The organism is Listeria welshimeri serovar 6b str. SLCC5334 (assembly GCF_000060285.1).
Lineage (GTDB): Bacteria > Bacillota > Bacilli > Lactobacillales > Listeriaceae > Listeria > Listeria welshimeri.
The window spans coordinates 56,882-72,745 of record NC_008555.1; the positions used below are offsets into that span (position 1 = coordinate 56,882).

The 15,864-nt window shown below is 32.5% G+C and carries 21 protein-coding genes; all 21 read left to right on the forward strand.

What is annotated here, in order from left to right:
* The first annotated feature begins 12 nt into the window (after nucleotides 1-12).
* The 21 genes from LWE_RS00265 (at nucleotide 13) to LWE_RS00365 (ending at nucleotide 15,742) form a co-directional block, all read left to right on the forward strand.
* Nucleotides 13-438, forward strand: coding sequence for a YwqH-like family protein (locus tag LWE_RS00265; RefSeq protein ID WP_011700926.1), 426 nt, complete (start codon nucleotides 13-15; stop codon nucleotides 436-438).
* A complete protein-coding gene (locus LWE_RS00270) occupies nucleotides 431-775 on the forward strand; it encodes a hypothetical protein (RefSeq protein ID WP_011700927.1) in 345 nt (114 codons plus the stop codon). Before LWE_RS00265 ends, LWE_RS00270 begins: the two co-directional genes overlap by 8 nt.
* Entirely contained in the window at nucleotides 759-2,135 is a 1,377-nt protein-coding gene (locus LWE_RS14280) for a T7SS effector LXG polymorphic toxin (RefSeq protein WP_011700928.1), read from the forward strand. Before LWE_RS00270 ends, LWE_RS14280 begins: the two co-directional genes overlap by 17 nt.
* Before the next feature lie 136 nt (nucleotides 2,136-2,271).
* A complete protein-coding gene (locus LWE_RS00280; RefSeq protein WP_011700929.1) occupies nucleotides 2,272-2,994 on the forward strand; it encodes a hypothetical protein in 723 nt (240 codons plus the stop codon).
* Between the two features lie 162 nt (nucleotides 2,995-3,156).
* Nucleotides 3,157-3,609 (forward strand): DUF5085 family protein, encoded by a 453-nt coding sequence (locus tag LWE_RS00285; protein WP_011700930.1) that lies wholly within the window; start codon nucleotides 3,157-3,159, stop codon nucleotides 3,607-3,609.
* Nucleotides 3,606-4,055 (forward strand): DUF5085 family protein, encoded by a 450-nt coding sequence (locus LWE_RS14285; RefSeq protein WP_011700931.1) that lies wholly within the window; start codon nucleotides 3,606-3,608, stop codon nucleotides 4,053-4,055. Before LWE_RS00285 ends, LWE_RS14285 begins: the two co-directional genes overlap by 4 nt.
* 178 nt (nucleotides 4,056-4,233) lie before the next feature.
* Nucleotides 4,234-4,524: a hypothetical protein gene (locus LWE_RS00295; protein ID WP_011700932.1), complete on the forward strand. Its 291-nt coding sequence runs from the start codon at nucleotides 4,234-4,236 to the stop codon at nucleotides 4,522-4,524.
* 7 nt (nucleotides 4,525-4,531) lie between these two features.
* Nucleotides 4,532-5,629: a hypothetical protein gene (locus tag LWE_RS00300; RefSeq protein WP_011700933.1), complete on the forward strand. Its 1,098-nt coding sequence runs from the start codon at nucleotides 4,532-4,534 to the stop codon at nucleotides 5,627-5,629.
* Nucleotides 5,630-6,297: 668 nt separating this feature from the next.
* On the forward strand, nucleotides 6,298-6,534 hold the full coding sequence (locus tag LWE_RS14730) for a hypothetical protein (protein WP_231845334.1): 237 nt from the start codon (nucleotides 6,298-6,300) through the stop codon (nucleotides 6,532-6,534).
* Complete coding sequence (locus LWE_RS00310) at nucleotides 6,531-6,959, forward strand: hypothetical protein (RefSeq protein WP_041176290.1); 429 nt, start codon at nucleotides 6,531-6,533, stop codon at nucleotides 6,957-6,959. Before LWE_RS14730 ends, LWE_RS00310 begins: the two co-directional genes overlap by 4 nt.
* A 4-nt stretch (nucleotides 6,960-6,963) precedes the next feature.
* Entirely contained in the window at nucleotides 6,964-7,374 is a 411-nt protein-coding gene (locus LWE_RS00315; protein WP_011700935.1) for a DUF4064 domain-containing protein, read from the forward strand.
* A 178-nt stretch (nucleotides 7,375-7,552) separates the two neighbouring features.
* Nucleotides 7,553-8,329 carry a hypothetical protein gene (locus LWE_RS00320; RefSeq protein ID WP_011700936.1) on the forward strand — a complete coding sequence of 259 codons (777 nt, stop codon included), beginning with the start codon at nucleotides 7,553-7,555 and terminating at the stop codon, nucleotides 8,327-8,329.
* A 327-nt stretch (nucleotides 8,330-8,656) separates the two neighbouring features.
* On the forward strand, nucleotides 8,657-9,436 hold the full coding sequence (locus tag LWE_RS00330) for a hypothetical protein (protein ID WP_011700938.1): 780 nt from the start codon (nucleotides 8,657-8,659) through the stop codon (nucleotides 9,434-9,436).
* Nucleotides 9,437-9,567: 131 nt separating this feature from the next.
* Nucleotides 9,568-10,665, forward strand: coding sequence for a hypothetical protein (locus LWE_RS00335; RefSeq protein ID WP_011700939.1), 1,098 nt, complete (start codon nucleotides 9,568-9,570; stop codon nucleotides 10,663-10,665).
* Between the two features lie 165 nt (nucleotides 10,666-10,830).
* Nucleotides 10,831-11,256, forward strand: coding sequence for a hypothetical protein (locus tag LWE_RS00340; protein WP_011700940.1), 426 nt, complete (start codon nucleotides 10,831-10,833; stop codon nucleotides 11,254-11,256).
* A gap of 134 nt (nucleotides 11,257-11,390) precedes the next feature.
* Nucleotides 11,391-11,948 (forward strand): hypothetical protein, encoded by a 558-nt coding sequence (locus LWE_RS00345; protein ID WP_011700941.1) that lies wholly within the window; start codon nucleotides 11,391-11,393, stop codon nucleotides 11,946-11,948.
* Between the two features lie 98 nt (nucleotides 11,949-12,046).
* Complete coding sequence (locus tag LWE_RS14595) at nucleotides 12,047-12,190, forward strand: hypothetical protein (RefSeq protein WP_011700942.1); 144 nt, start codon at nucleotides 12,047-12,049, stop codon at nucleotides 12,188-12,190.
* Between the two features lie 16 nt (nucleotides 12,191-12,206).
* Nucleotides 12,207-12,776: a FimB/Mfa2 family fimbrial subunit gene (locus tag LWE_RS00350; protein ID WP_231845335.1), complete on the forward strand. Its 570-nt coding sequence runs from the start codon at nucleotides 12,207-12,209 to the stop codon at nucleotides 12,774-12,776.
* Nucleotides 12,777-12,862: 86 nt separating this feature from the next.
* Nucleotides 12,863-13,732: a DUF1672 family protein gene (locus LWE_RS00355; protein WP_011700944.1), complete on the forward strand. Its 870-nt coding sequence runs from the start codon at nucleotides 12,863-12,865 to the stop codon at nucleotides 13,730-13,732.
* A gap of 135 nt (nucleotides 13,733-13,867) precedes the next feature.
* A complete protein-coding gene (locus LWE_RS00360; RefSeq protein WP_011700945.1) occupies nucleotides 13,868-14,737 on the forward strand; it encodes a DUF1672 family protein in 870 nt (289 codons plus the stop codon).
* A gap of 135 nt (nucleotides 14,738-14,872) precedes the next feature.
* Complete coding sequence (locus LWE_RS00365) at nucleotides 14,873-15,742, forward strand: DUF1672 family protein (RefSeq protein WP_011700946.1); 870 nt, start codon at nucleotides 14,873-14,875, stop codon at nucleotides 15,740-15,742.
* Nucleotides 15,743-15,864 lie beyond the last annotated feature (122 nt).

Sequence of the window (15,864 nt, forward strand, 5' to 3'; positions counted from 1 at the left end):
GGAGGCATTACTTTGTCAGATTTAAGCACTTTAACTAAAGAATATAATAGTGTAGTTAATGATATCACTTCTTTGAAAGCAGATTTAAATGTGATATCTGATAAAGCGGAGAGGTTAAGAATTGCGGCTGCGGAGATGCAATTTTATTTAGAGGAAATAACAGGTATAAATACTTCGCTTTCGAAAATAAGAATAGATAGTAGTCTTTGGGAAGGTAGAACGAAAAAAGACAATGAAAATATCTTAGAAGAATCATTAAAGACAGCTATGAAAACGTATCAAGTAAAAGTAAGTGATATATTTGAAAGCTATACCAATGAAATTAACAGATTGTATCAACAACAAGACAGTATTTCTTCAAGTTTAAATGTAAAATCAGCTACAAAATCTTATTTGAAACAGGAAATTAAGAAGGAAAAGGTGACTAGTGATGAGTGAGATAAAAGTTAATAGAGGTATTGTAAACCAAACAGTTTCAAAAGGAAAAGGAATTCTAAGTACTAGCGCCTCTCCTATAGCAATGAAAGTAGATAAAACAAATATAAACCCGTTTAAAAGCAATAGCGATGATGACACTTACAAAACTATAATTGCTGAGTTATTTCGATTAGTGAGATATTCTGAACAGTCATTGAACGAAGCATTAGGACTGGTTGATAAAACTGTAGAGTCAATGGAACAATTAGATAAAGAAATTGGAAATGGAATAGCTAGTAAAAATTTATATAGTATAAAAAAGAATCTAGGGGTGAAAAAAGATGGGGAAAAAAATTGATTTTGACGAAATCCAGAATGCTTCTAACGACTTTAATGAAGGTAGTAATGAAGAAATAATACGATTATATTCTTTATTAGAAAACATAGATGAAATAGGGGCTTTGGAATCTTTTCAAGGTAAAACAGCACAAACTGCGAAAGCTTATTTGAATGAGGTTCATGGCACTGTTATGATTTTATTAATCACAGCATTGACTCAAGTGAGAGAAATGGTTGTTGAAGATATTGATAGGTTTCAACAAGATGTAGATAGTGCTCCTACAACAAAAATTGACCAAATTTATATAAAAGAATTAAAGAAAAAAATTGAAAAAAATTATTCTGAATTTAAGATTATACATGAAGATATTAACAAAACTGTTAATAGGTTGAATGATTTAGTACCTAATGCAGTACCCTCAAAAACTGCTATAAAGGCAAGTAAGGATAATTTCATTCAAAACATTAATTTACTAAATACTCACCTAGATAATTATGATGAACGCAAACGTGGTGGGATAAATGAAGTAAAAAAAATCTTCAAACAGATAGAATCTATATTAATAAGCGAGGCGAGCTATCATAATAATGATAAAGGTTTGATTATTTATAGCCCGGGTGATATTTATGGACAAGATGGTGTGGATAAAGAGTTAATTAATGGGAAAATGTTAGATTTTTTAGGATTAGGAGGAGACACACTTTCTATGGCTATTTCTTCTAAAGAATTAGCGGTATTGGCAATGAATAAAGGCCTCACAGTTCAAAGTAGGATGGTTCGAGGCAAACTAGTATATACAATATATGGGACCAAAGATCAATTGCAAAAATTGAATGTGAAAATGAATGCTTCAGCTAGAAGTAAATCAATTGTAAAACTTTATGATGGTAGTAAAACAAATAAGTATACTAAATATGGAGCTGCATTTATGGAGGAATTCCCTCTTTTGCGAGGAATGACCCATAGTAAGGCTGAGATGCTAAAAGGATTTAGTGCAAGTATGAAGGAGCCTTATACAGGGGGATATAAAAATTTGTCTAAGGCGGGAAAATTAGCGAAAGGGCTAGGAGCTTTTGGTGCGGCAATGACAGTTGCATCTAATATCAATAGTGAATTAGCAGATGGTTTCCAAGGATATACTGATGTGAGAAGGATTACAGTAAATTCAACTGTTGATTTGGGGGTTTCAGGAGGTTTAACAGCAGTACTTGGACAAGCGGGGAGTTCTTTTGGACTTCCAGGTACAATAGGTGGAATAGGAGTTGGAGTAGTGTTGGATACGGTTCTGAGTTTAAGTGGTACAAAAGATACTTGGAAAAATAGTGTTAACGAAAATATGCAACATTTAGAAGATTGGTTTTGGGTAGAAGCAAAATAAAACAAGTCTATTAGTTCAGTGAAGTATTGAGGATTTTCTATTTTAAAAACCCAAAAACTTGATAAAAATAACACTTTTCAATAAAGAAGTTAGACTATGATAGAAAAAAATGAAAAATATTTAAGGAGAGTGTGATGTGAAAAAGAACTTAGAACAGATATATGCTATAGAATTTACAATGGGTTTAAGATATAGGCCAATGCAAATTAGACATAATATAAAGTTGATTTTCTTATTGCTTCTATTTGTGACTTGGCTACAAGGTGACTTTATGAATAGGCTCCCGGGAAATTTAGATACAACTAAAGTAGATATGCCGTTAGTCCTAGTGGCCTTGCTTTGTTATATTATTTTGTATCCCAAAAAAATGACTATAAGATTTCAAAACCTTCAATACCTATTATATATTTGTTGTTTTCAGTTTTTAGTATTTATGGTTATAAGATACTTTTATTCTAACTTGATTTATGCTATTCAAAACATGGTTAGTTTAACAGCCCAGACTCTGGTTGCCTCATATGTGTTTTTATTTGTATTATGGATTTTAGCTTTTATTTTTTTCTGTTTTTATTTTAGAAAAAAATTAAGAAATGGAGACTATAGAAAAGATTCTGAACTTCAAAAAAAACGTAGTAATTTAGGATTGAAATTAAGTAAAGGATCTTACATACTAATAGGAGCATTTTTTGTTTTTATATTATCCTCACAAATTGTTGGAGGAATAATGGAAGATATAATGATTATTTCTATAGAAATTGTAGGCATTGCATTGAGTTCTCTGGGAATTGTCATATTTCCGGAACAACTTTTTACTGCATATTGTAAATTTAAATTTAAGGAGTTTCACATAGAAGAATAGAAATATCATCAAAATAGTTAATGTATAAAGGAATGGTATAAATATGTGCAGAATGTAGTATTAGTAAAATCGGTCTATGGCAAATTTGTAATTAGTAACTTCTAATAGCGTTTTTATTTAAGATTTTCAGTAATTAAATTTATACTCATAAGGAGGAAAAAAATGAAAGTAGAACAAAGTGGTTTCCAATTTGATTATTGTTTGACATATAAAAGGACGGAAAAGACGGAGAATTGGTTTTTACCATTTGAAGATTTAGAAAAAATTGCGATTATAAATGATATTTATCAAACTGGCCCTATTTTCTTCTCTATTAAGGAAGTACCCGGAGAGAATCAATATAGAGAGTTTAAATATTATTTACCAATAAACGAGCAAGTTGAGATAGAAACGGACCAAGATTTATTTGGATGTGAATCAATAAAGGTAGAGTTTGCTCTTAAAACTAGAAATATTGCTGATGTGAATTTGCAGTGTATGCAGGAAGAGATTATTAAATATGCAAAAGAAAATCAATTTGAAATAGAATCTGAACTCTATTGTATATTTTTAGATGTATACAATGATGTAATATTTGATTTTTATGCACCTTTGAGAAATGAGGTACAGAAATGATAGTTCAGGGTAAAGAATTAGCATTAAGTAATGTAGTTGGAAAACACTATATTGTAGATCCAAAAGATTTATTTATTTTTTTAGAATCTTTTCGTGAGGATTTAGAAAAAAGTGAATTAAAAATTATTGGAAAAGTTTTAGTTGCTATAGAATCGCCAATTAATGCAAAATCCTATGAAATAGAAATTTTGGCAGAAGTTGATAAACCAACTATTAGTAAGATAGAAGGAGTCACATTTCAATCATACTTTTTAATCAAAAATGCATTGCATACAAGAGTTATTATGGATTTGGAGAAGCGGCTACCAGTTGCTTTTGAGGAAATGATAGAATATGTAGAAAATAATAGAAAAGAAATTATTACGCCCATTATTAATGTACTTAATACTGTGGAAAATGTGCCTTATGTAGATGTTTATGTAGGAATTGATCCGTATGATGAGTGAGGAAATTTAAATTGTATTTCCGGAAATGATAATAAAAAGAACTTTCAGCAGAATAATTATAATCACAGAAAGTTATATAAATGTTATAGTCAAATGAATTATGCTTTTCAGTTGGGCTTATCAAGTATTATAGGAATAAAGAGGCTGGTAATCGGAAAAAGGTAACTGTAGTATTTCAGTGGAAGATGTTAGAATATTATTTTTTACTAGTGTAAGTAAAGAGAGAAGAAAAAAGAAGAAACTAAAACCGCTGGCAGAGTATATAGTGAGGATTAAAATACAACCAACACAAGAAACTAAAGATATTTTGTCTAGATGGGAGGAAGTTTCTAGTGGAAAAAGTGAAGACGGGAAAGGGGGAAATAGTTTTCCAAAAGATGGAAAACTAAACTATATAGATTTATATAAAAAATTCCAAGAAATAGATTTTGGATCTGTCAATTCTAAATATATTACAGAAGGGAGATGAAACCATTATGAAAAGATTAATCCTTTTATTGCTCCTATGCAGTTGCATAGTTGTCGGATGTGCTTCGGAGGACTTCAAAGTGTATAGGACTAAATCTTTCCAGTACGGAGAAATAGTAGAGATAGAGGAAGGCGACAAGTTACAATTATTTAAAGATAGTCTTTATTTAATTCCAGAAGTTACATTCCCAGACAATGATTTGAAGGGACAGGTTGAGTTTAGAAAAATCGCCCCAAACCTACTATCGAAAAAAAGTACCTTATTAGAATTAACCAACTTGGAATATCCTATAGTGCGTCTACGGTCTTTTTCAAGCGGTTCTAATCCTTCTGGAGAGCTAACTGTATTTAATTCTAACAATCAAGTAGGCATTATTGAAAGCCCAGAAAAATATATTCCAATCTCCCCAAAGATGAAACAAGAAAAAGGCGATTATATAGGAACGGGAACCTTTACTAATGGTGAAAATGTCATTATGTTTTTTGAGGAAACTAATAGAATATACACACTCACTCGTTGGGATAAGCAGAAAAAAATCAACAAAGAAGCCACGTTAACAGCAATTACGAAAGAAAAGAACCTTTCTGTAGAAAATATGGCCGTTTTTGAGGATAAACTTTATGTTTATTCCTATAAAAGTAATAAAGTCTATGTTATTTCGCAGGATTTAAAACTGCTTCATGCGTGGAATATCGAAGGGGAAATGAGAAAGGTTGTTCCAGAAAAATGGGGCAGTTCTGTAGGGTTCGCTATCCAAAGAGAGTTAAATGAACTATTTATTTATAATTATGTTCAACCTGAACAAGGTATATACAAAATTTCAAAAAACGGGTTAAAGAAGTTAGAATATGGTCAAGAAAAATATAAGGATATGTATTTGTGCGCTAATGGAAGGTTTAATAGCTTATATGAAAAACAAATTATTCCAATCGATAGTAATGAAGTCTATCAAAAAGTACTAACGGCAGACGGTGACTACTATTTCACTACATCCAAAGATTTGAGCCATCCTCAAAAAGAGCCAGAAGAAGGAAAAGCCTATTTAAATAAAGTAAGTAAAAAGAAATTACCATCCTTTCTTGATTCACTTAAATCAAAGGAATGACTGTAGAAGATTTAACCTTTACCAAAATAGAAACAGTTATTAGAAATGAAAAAATCATATTTCGTTTAGGATGGACGGGTATTGTTGCGAGAATTATACCTGAATGCTTCATTAAGTATTACGGGAATAATGGGACTGGTAATAGAAACGAATGTTTTAATAGAAATTTCGTGTAAGGATGGCTAAATTCTATTTTGTCAATAATAGAGAAAAAAGAGATGACACTCGTCAAAAAGAATAAAACCTTTCCAATAAATTTCAGAAGAATTTTAAGACTTTAATTTTGTACAGATTTAAAGAGGTTAAGTAGCCTAAGATAAATAGTAATCTCTTAGGCTACTTTAAAATCGGGCAAAAGGAGAATTTCTTTACGAAAATAGTGATTTAAAAAGAGAACTAAAGCAAGTTCAAGTAAATCATAAATAAAACAACTAGAGGTGCAGAGTATGAATGATACTGTAAAGAAACAACTGGCACAACATATTACATCAAGATTACTATGGGAACTATCACCCTATATAACCGCGTTTATATTGGTGCCATGTATATGTATCTCGATGATCTTTTTTACTGAACAGTTAGAACGTCTTGTAAATTCACCGATACTTTTTGGTTTAACAATACTCGGCCTCCCTTTATCCTGTTGTTTAATCAGCTGGATGATTAATGTGAAGTGGTTATGGAAAGATCGAAAAGAAATTCAAAAATTTGTAGAAACTGCATATGATGAAAAGTTAGTGAAATTATATACAATTGCATCGATTTTTTATGTATGTGTGCTAACTATTCCCTTTGCGATTGGGTTGAGATGGTGTATGTGGCGCGTTGTAAAAGACAAAGTAAAGCCAAATACAATGTCAGCTTTTCTAAATGAAAAATATTTGAATGAACGGGGATTGAAATGACTTTTTTACTAGAGAAATATTGGATTGTTCTGTTACTCAACTTTTTTGTGAATATAGCTATTTTTTATACAGGAGTTCTAGGAGTAGGGACCATATACTTATTTATCATGGTGATTACGGTTGTTTTTCAAGTGAAAGCTACTTTGAAAATTAATAATTCTAAGTTAGCTGTACATAAATCACAAAAAGGGTTGATGTATTTTGTGATCAGTACCCTAGTTTTAATAGTTGTGGGTGCAACTGTATTTATATATTCTTACATCAATCAGTGGTTTTCCGGCTTAACTGGATACGCACATTTTCTTTATAGTTGGCGTTTCTTCTTGATACCGGTTGGGTTTATAGTCTTTTTATTATCGGTGGTGGCAACTATTCTCAAAATCAATGCAGTTAATGAAGAATACTTTAAAAAGGTAGGTATTTAAAACGATGAATTATTTTAAAACAGAAAAAATATTGATTATTATTGGTGCGATTGGTTTTATGTTAATGGGGCTTGGAATATGGGTGATTGGGAATTATATACCCCTTGAATTTGATATAAATGGTAATAATTTCACAGTGAATTATTGGGATATTGCGCGGGTTAGTATGAGTGGGTACTGGTTATGGGGGATTTTTGGAGCAATTCCTTGCGTGATTGGACTAATAGGCTTTGTTTGTCGACGTTTCCTCAGTAGTAACCCTAAAAAAGGCTGGGGTGTTATCTTAATTATCTTGGGAGTTATCAGTGTTTTTTCATTAGTGGGTGTTTTATATTTAGTTGCAGGTATTATGATTATGAAAAACAAATATTGGCTTCAGAAGACAGCAGTAAATGAAGGGCTAAAAGTAGATTGACAAATAAGAAGCCAAGTATTGCTAAAATAAGATATATTCCTTTTCATTAAAAATATAGAGGGAACAAAACCTTTCCATGAAATGTATAAAGATAATATAAATTGGATAGTATTGGTGTATAAAATAACGGCTTCTAAAAACATAATTAGAGTGAATCAACATACGAGGAGCTAAAAAAATGAAACTGACTCGAACAAAAAGACTCTGGTTAATACTGCTACTAATGATTACTGCATATTTGCTTATGTACTCAGTGGTAAGTGATAGGGAAACCAGTCATAACCATGAAAATACAGCGACTATCACCAAATCGCAAACGACCAAAACTGGAGATAACGGAACAATAACCAAACAAACTATCACGAATGATGATTCCGAAGCAGAGCAAGAGGTAGAACGTTCTTATTACAATACTATAGAAGATGCGGTGAAGGGCAGTAATTTTGCCATAGAAGAAGGTGAAGAGGTTTCGTACACTAATAAAAAAGAAATTAAAGAAAAGGTGCTTTTCTTGGAGAGCGATACAGATGCGCTATTATTTTTTATTGGAAATTTCATTGAAAATAAGGATGATAGTGATGCTTTAGTTGTCTATAAATTCAAAGTCAAAAAAGAGGGAAACCAAACCAAATACTCTACACCAACAAACGCAACGCAAATACCAGCGGAAAGTGAAAAAAGAATCTATAGACGTGGAGGGAGTAAATACGAGATTCGAACTTGTTTAAACTTATACAATGCCTATCAAAGTTTCAACCTCTATCCAGAAACTAGCCAGCTTCAATGGGGGATGTCGTACAATAAAAGCGCTCCTAATTTAACCATTAACGGAGACAGACCTACAAAAGTGATTCCTATAAAAATGGACGGAGATGACTGCTATTTTTGGTATTATGAAGACTTGAAATACGATAGTTCCAAAAAAGCAGAAATCAGTTTTAAAAAGACAAAATGAAGCTCAAAGCTAAGATGAAAAAATAATCTGAGAGAACGGAAGGTTTCTCAGATTATTTCCTTTGGATAAAAAAATAGCTAAGAGGAGTGGAATCTTACTTGTTTTGATATCAATTGTAGCGGGAGGGGTATTGCAGGCATTAGATGATTTAACAGTAATTAGAGTAGCGGATGATGCCTTGGTTTCTGGTTTAGCAACCTTAGTGCTTAGTTTGCTGAGTGGGATAGGAAAGAACCCTGATTGCGCCTCCTAAGTTGACTAAACGCTAACTAAAAATTAAGTTATTATACTTTCTTTTCTAAAACATCATTGTAAGGAGCTAAAAAAATGAAACTGACCCGAACAAAAAGACTCTGGTTAATACTGCTACTAATGATTACTGCATATCTGCTTATGTACTCAGTGGTAAGTGATAGGAAAACTAGTCATAACCATGAAAATACAGCGACCCTCACCAAATCGCAAACGACCAAAACAGGAGATAACGGCACAATAACCAAACAAACTATCACGAATGATGATTCCGAAGAAGAGCAAGAGATAGAACTCTCATATTACGATACGATAGAAGATGCGGTGAAAAACAATACTTTTGCTAAAGATAGTGATGCTAAGGATAGCCCTAATCTTAATAAAAAAGTAATCAAAGAAAAAGTACTTTTACTAGAAAATGAAACAAATGCAATTTTATTTTTCATTGGAAATGTAAGAGAGACCGATAATCATGAAGATTCATTGGTCGTTTATAAATTCAAAGTTAAAAAAGAAGGAAGTAAAAAGAAATATTCAACACCAACAAACGCGACCCAGATTTCTGGATTTTTTGCTAAAAATAATTATGAAATTAGAGATGGTGAGTATGAAATTCAGACATGTTTAAATTTGTACAATACCTATCAAATCTTCAATCTCTACCCAGAAACTAGCCAGCTTCAATGGGGGACCTCTTACAATAAAAATGCACCTAAGCTAACCATTAATGGAAAACACCCCACAAAAGTGATTCCTATAGTATTAGATGGAGATGACTGCTATTTTTGGTATTATGAAGATCTAAAATACGATAGTTCCAAAAAAGCAGAAATCAGTTTCAAAAAGACAAAATGAAGAATAGAGCGAAACTTACAAGGATCATAAAATTATTTTAAAATAGAACGACAACAAATTTCAAAAGTATTTTAAGGTGATAAAAATACGCAAATAAGTTCAACTATGAACAAAACAGAGGTGAATCTAGTATGAAAAAAGTAATCTTTTTATTAATTATATGTAGTTGCATAGTTGTCGGATGTGCTTCGGAGGACTTCAAAGTGTATAGGACTAAATCTTTCCAGTACGGAGAAACAGTAGAGATAGAGGAAGGCGACAAGTTACAATTATTTAAAGATAGTCTTTATTTAATTCCAGAAGTTACATTTCCAGATAATGATTTGAAGGGACAGGTTGAGTTTAGAAAAATCGGCTCAAATTTGCTATCGGAGAAAAGCACCTTATTAGAATTAACCAACTTGGAAGACTCTATAGTTGATTTAACTCCCTTCTCATATAATTCTAATCCCTCTGGAGAGCTATCTGTATTTAATTTTAACAAGCAAGTAGGCATTATTGAAAGCACAGAAAAATATATTCCAATCTCCCCAAAGATGAAACAAGAAAAAGGCGATTATATAGGAACGGGAACCTTTACTAATGGTGAAAATGTCATTATGTTTTTTGAGGAAACTAATGGAATATACACACTCACTTGCTGGGATAAGCAGGGGAAAATCAACAAAGAAGGTACGTTAACAGCGATTACGAAAGAAAAGAACCTTTCTGTAGAAAGTATGGCTGTTTTTGAGGATAAGATCTATGTTTATTCCTATAAAAGTAATAAAGTCTATGTTATTTCGCAGGATTTAAAACTGCTCCATGCGTGGAATATCGAAGGGGAAATGAGAAAGGTTGTTCCTGAAAAATGGGGCAGTTCTGTAAAGTTTGTCCTCCAAAGAGAGTTAAATGAACTATTTATTTATAATTATGTTCAACCTGAACAAGGTATATACCAACTAACAAAAACCGGATTAGAGAAGTTAGAATATGGTCAAGAAAAATATAAGGATATGTATTTATATGCTAATGAGGGTTTTTATAGTCTACATGAGAAACAAGTCATTCGAACTGATACCGAAGATATTTATCAGGGAGTATTAATGAAAAACGGTGACTACTATTTCATTACATCCAAAGATTTCAGCCATCCTCAAAAAGAGTCAGAAGAAGGAAAAGTCTATTTAAATAAAGTAAGTAAAAAGAAATTACCATCCTTCCTTGATTCACTTAAATCAAAGGAATGACTGTAGAAGATTTTATTTTTATCGAATAGCTACAATCGTTAAAATTGTTTCTGAAAGATTCTAAAGTCATTAAGAATAAAGTTAAGATGTTGAAAACACAGAATATGAAGTTAAGTCAGAACTAACATATACCAATTTAACAACAGAAGATGAGGAGGAATAAGTGTGCGGATTTTAGGAGGAATAATTACCATCTTGGAAGGGGCATTACTGGCTATTTTGTTTGGTAAATCTATTAATGACGGTATAACAAGAGATATGGATAATGTGGTGGCGTGGATTGTATTTTTAGGAATTATATTAATTGTTACAGGAATAATAGGATTGGTGAGCAAGAAAAAAATAATTACAGTGGTTTGGTTTGTAATTGGCGGGATATTGTTAGTTTTACCAGAGGCAGCTTCAAATCATTTATATATCATTCAAATTCCATTTTTTATTTCAATGATGAGTGTTTTAGGTGGGATTTTGTTTTTGATTAGTTTAAGTAATGAGAAAAGAAGAGATGAAATTAGATGGAAAGCGCCAACAGAAGAGGAAACTAAACAAAATACGGCGGAATACTTTAAGCGGATTTCGAAAGGGGAGTAAAAATGATTGGAAAGGTAGCTCTGTAAATGGATATAAAGAATATGTTAATGAGTATATACTAGGAGCAGGATTTTCTGCAAAAACGTATGATGTTATTGATGAGAGACTAAGATTTTAAATAGAGGAGTAGTAATATGAATTATAAAGGTTTATTATCAATGCTTTTGGTAGTAATGATAGTTCTAGTGGGCTGTGGGCAAAAAGATGGAAAGGTAGAAATTGAAGAAAAAGAAAGTATCAAAAAAAACACTGTACAAGTAAAAACGCCACCCATACTTAAAAAAGACGGAGTAATACAAGACGGAGATAAAAAAGCAATAGAAGATGCCCAAAAATTCATAACAGAAAAGAGTACTACTGCAAAAGGTGAGTTAGGGATGAATGTAGTTGAAATAGTGGGTATTAATGGGGGAAAACCTTCAAAGTATGCCTTTTTTCAAGTTTTAGAAAATCGTTCGAATAAAGAACTATCAAATGTTGAAATGTATTTTACGATTACTAATAAACTGACCCAAAAGGTAATTTATAATAATGAACGAGTGTTTCTCTCTAAAGAAGACTATGGCATAGTGAAACCAAATGAGGCGATACCTTTTAAAGTAGCAATTCCAGATGAAGAGGGGATCACAAAAGAAATAACCCCCAAAGATTACACATTCGAATGGGACGTTACGGACGCGGAACTCAAATGATTAGTAGCATAAGTTAAAAATATAGTCTATAAAATGGTTTTAGAGAAACGGAAGAAGACTTAAGAAGATATAGTAAATCGCTTGGCTCGGATATTGAAATGAAATTTACCATATTAACAGCAGGAGTAGAGGCAAAAATAACAATGGCTGATGGTGTATCATTTAAACTTGATACAGGTATAATCGGAGCAGGATTTTCTGCAAAAACGTATGATGTCATTGATGAAAGACTAAGATTTTAAAAGGAGGTATGTTGTGGTGAAAAAAAGATTTATTAATATACTACTATTAATCATGATTATAACAATTTTATCAGGGTGTGGAGGAGCGGAGCAAACTTCTGATAAGGAACCAGAAATTCCAAAAACAAATCAAAACGATATAGAGTTGAGTATTCCACCTGTTTTACAAAATAGTGAGGGCGAAGTATTAGAGGGGGATGAAAAAGCTTTAAAGGCTCTAAAAAAATTTATAAACGAAACAGATACAACCAAGCAGGGAGAAGTAGGTTTAAGTGTTGTTGACTTTATTGAGATTGCAGGTGATGCACCAACAAAATATGCTTTTATGGCAGCGCTTGTAAATCGTTCTGATCAAGAAGGTTCGGACATTGAAATGAAATTTACAATTACAAATAAGGCTACGAAAGTGAAGATATATGATGGAGATACGATAACTCTACCAGAAGAACAATTTGGTTTTTTAAAGCCCAATCATGCAATTCCATTTAAAATTACAATACCAGACACAGAGAATATCACATCTAAAATGACTGTGCAAGACTATGATTTTAAGTGGGAAATAACCAATTCGAAAATGAAAGAATGATTATTTTGCAGAACAAGAAAGGCTAATCTTAAACTACTTTTCTTATATAAGAATCTTATAACTACACTAGTAGACAGGAGCGAAAAATGAAAAAAATCATCCTAAGTTTGTCGGCAATGTTACTTTTACTATCTGGATGTTTCAATTTAAACGAGAAAACTGAACAAGAAAAAGCGCAAGAAGGCACGACGCCTGTGCAGGATTATGTGGGGCAAGGGTTTTCGTTTGTGGACGGGGACAAGTCAGAAGAACTAGTAAAGAGAGATGAGGAAAAAATCAAGCAAGAAGCGATAAACTACGTGAAAAACACATATAAAACAGATGTGAAAGTAAATAATGTAGTCCCAGCGCGCAATGCAGCCGTTGTAATGGTAGAGTGCGAAGAGCCTATTCAATTTCACACCTCAGTCATAGTAGGAAAAGTGATTAATAAAGACGGCGAATGGCTAGCGAGAAGTGATGAAGGTGAAGTAGAGAAAGCGATTGTTGGTGGTTTATATGCAAAGGCTTATGAAGCGGAATTCCAGCATTTGGATGCCTTTGCTGAAAAAATAGCAAAAGAAAATGATTTATTGGGCATGAGAGAGGAAGCGATTGATAAAACGGCCTCAGAAGGGTACACGAGCAATCATTATTTTATTTCAATTTTCGCCTCGGATTATCCAAGTGTTTATAAAGCTTACCTAGAAAATCAATATATTTCAGTAGAGGAATTAAAGATACTGTTTGCTAAAGATGATTCTACGAGTAAAAAGATGTCAATACCAATGGAGTTTTACTCTGAAAAGGATAAATTGCCTAAACAAGAAGTAGCAGACTATTTAGCGAAAAAAATTCAACAAGAAGAAGGCATCCCAAGTGGGATATATGCAGTTACAGTTTATAAGAATTTTATTGTTAATCGGGTAGGATTGCCAGATGGTGAAAATATAGATGTAGAAGAAATTATTAAATAAAAGGGAAATTAGTTTATGCGAGAAAAACTAAAAACATCAGATAGCTCCCTAAGAACTGTGTCTACTATTAGAAGGAAATGCAGAAAAGTTTAAGATTCCAAAAAGAATAAAATACAAAAGTAAACAGGAGAAGAGATGAAGAAAAAAGTCATTGGTTTATTGGCAAGTTTATTATTATTAGGAGGATGTTTCAATTTAAACGAGAAAACTGAGCAAGAAAAAGCACAAGAAGGAACCACGCCAGTACAGGATTATGTGGGGCAAGGGTTTTCGTTTGTGGACGGTGACAAGTCAGAAGAACTAGTAAAGAGAGATGAAGAAAAAATCAAGCAAGAAGCGATTAACTACATGAAAACCACATATAAGACAGATGTGAAAGTGAACAATGTAGTGCCAGCTAGAAATGCAGCCGTTGTAATGATAGAGTGCGAAGAGCCTATTCAATTTTACACCTCCGTCATAATGGGAGAATCGATTAATAAAAAGGGTGAATGGTCTGCGAGGAGTAATGAGGGTGAAGTGGAGCAAGCGATTGTCAGTGGTTTATATGAAAAAGCTTACGAAACAGAATTCCGTAATTTAGATAAGTTCACTGAGAAATCAGCTAAAGAAAATGACTTATTGGGATTGAGAGACGAAGCAATTGAAAAAACATCATCTTCAGGATATACAAGTAACCACTACTTTATTTCAGCATCATCATTAAGTTTTCCAAGTGTTTACCAAGCATATATAGAAAATCAAAGAATTGCCGCAGATGAATTAAAACTATTATTTGCGAAAGATGATCCAGAAGGGAATATTTTATCAATCCCAATGGAATTTTACTCTAAAGAAGATAAACTCCCTGATCAAGAGATAGCAGATAACTTAGCAGAGAGACTTAAACAAGAAGAAGGACTACCTAAGGGAAACTATATGGTTACAGTATACAAAAATTTTATTGTTAATCGAGTAGGTTTACCTGATGGTGAAAATATAGATGTAGAAGAAATTATTAAATAAAAGGGAAATTAGTTTATGCGAGAAAAACTAAAAACATAAGATAGCTCCTCAAGAACTGTATCTACTATTAGAAGGAAGTGCAGAAAAGTTTAAGATACCAAAAAGAATAAAATACAAAAGCAAACAGGAGAAGAGATGAAGAAAAAAATCATTGGTTTATTGGCGAGTTTATTATTATTAGGAGGATGTTTCAATTTAAACGAGAAAACCGAACAAGAAAAAGCGCAAGAAGTCACGACGCCTGTGCAGGATTATGTGGGGCAAGGATATTCATTTGTGGACGGGAATAAATCGGCAGAACGAGTGAAACAGCATGAGAAAGAGATTAAACAAGTAGCGATAGATTACATGAAAAGAAAATATAAAACAGTCGTAGAAGTTACTAATGTAGTGCCTGCGCGCAATGCGGCAGTTGTTATCGTAAAATGCAATGAACCAATTCAATTTACAACATCTGTTACGGTGGGATTTATTTTAAACAAGGATGAAGTAGGGTTTCCTAAAGAAGAGGAAGGCGAAATTGAGCAAGCTGTATTAGGTGGCTTGTATGCGAAGGCATATGAGGCAGAATTTAAACAATTAAATGATGTTGCAGGAAAATTAGCCAAAAAATATGATTTGGTAGGAATGACGGATGAAGCGTTAGTAAAATCATCTCCCTATGGAAATCAAGGAAATCACTATTTTATTGCACTATCATATCGAGAGTACTCTAGTGTATATAATGCGTATATAGAAAACCCTCAAATTTCAGCAGAGGAATTACGAATTCTATTCACAAAAGATGATCCTACCAGCGGAAATTTAACCATAGTAATGAAATTCTTCTCAAAAGAAGATAAATTACCTAAACAAGAAGTGGTAGATAATTTAGCAAAAGATTTCCAGCAAGAATTAGGATTACCAAAAGGAAACTATCCATTTGTAATATATAAGAACCTTATAATAAACAGGGTAGGGCTTCCAGATGGAGAGAATATAGAGGCAGAAATATCAGTTAAATGAGAAGGAGTTAATCAAAGATGACAACAAATTTAAAAACACCTGATACTGATTTAATTGAGAAATGGGTATATAAACACCTGAAAAAATTGAAAACTATATGTTAATGAAACGGTGTATAAAGT